Annotated in this window: 1 protein-coding gene; it reads right to left on the reverse strand. The window is 74.7% G+C overall.

All coding sequences use genetic code 11. The features are described from left to right. Positions 1-657, reverse strand: a 657-nt coding sequence (locus SACPADRAFT_RS31895) for a phytoene/squalene synthase family protein (RefSeq protein ID WP_198048239.1), incomplete at both ends; no start/stop codon positions are given.

Below are 657 nucleotides of genomic sequence, written 5' to 3' on the forward strand. Positions count from 1 at the left end.
GTCCGGCGAACACGTCGTACCCGCGTTCGGCGATCACGTCGAGGATGCCGGAGTAGAGCCGGAACGCGGTCGTGACACAGGGGCGGGACGCGGGCTCCAGCATGGCGATCCCGGGCAGCGCCCGGCGGTACAGCTCGCGGGTGCGGCCCACCTGGTCGGCCAGCGCCGCCCGCACCCGCGGGTCGGCGTGACCGACGTCGCGGCACCAGCGCAGCAATTCCCGGTCGACGTCGTGGGCGGCGAGCTCGTCGGCGGGCAGGTAGACGCGGTCGCGGTCCAGGTCCTCGGCGACGTCCCGCAGGAAGTTGGTGAGCTGGAACGCGGCGCCGAGCGCCGCGGCGTGCGGGGCGGCCTCGGCGCGCGGCACCACCGTGCCCAGCACCGGCAGCATCTGCAGCCCGATCACCTCGGCCGAGCCGTGCGTGTAGCGGAGCAGCTCGGTGCGCGACGGGTAGTCGGTGGTGGTGAGGTCCATCCGCATCGAGTCGAGGAACCGGTCGAACAGTTCCGGCTCGATGCGGTACCGCACGGCGGTGTCCACCACGGCCGCCAGCAGCGGGTGGTCGCTGTGCCCGGCCCGCAGCCCGTCCCGCAGCGCGGTGGCCAGCCGGTCCAGCCGGGCCGCCGTGACCCCGTCGGTGCTGTCGGTGTCGCCGG

The sequence above is a fragment of the Saccharomonospora iraqiensis subsp. paurometabolica YIM 90007 genome, from assembly GCF_000231035.2.
Taxonomy (GTDB): domain Bacteria; phylum Actinomycetota; class Actinomycetes; order Mycobacteriales; family Pseudonocardiaceae; genus Saccharomonospora; species Saccharomonospora paurometabolica.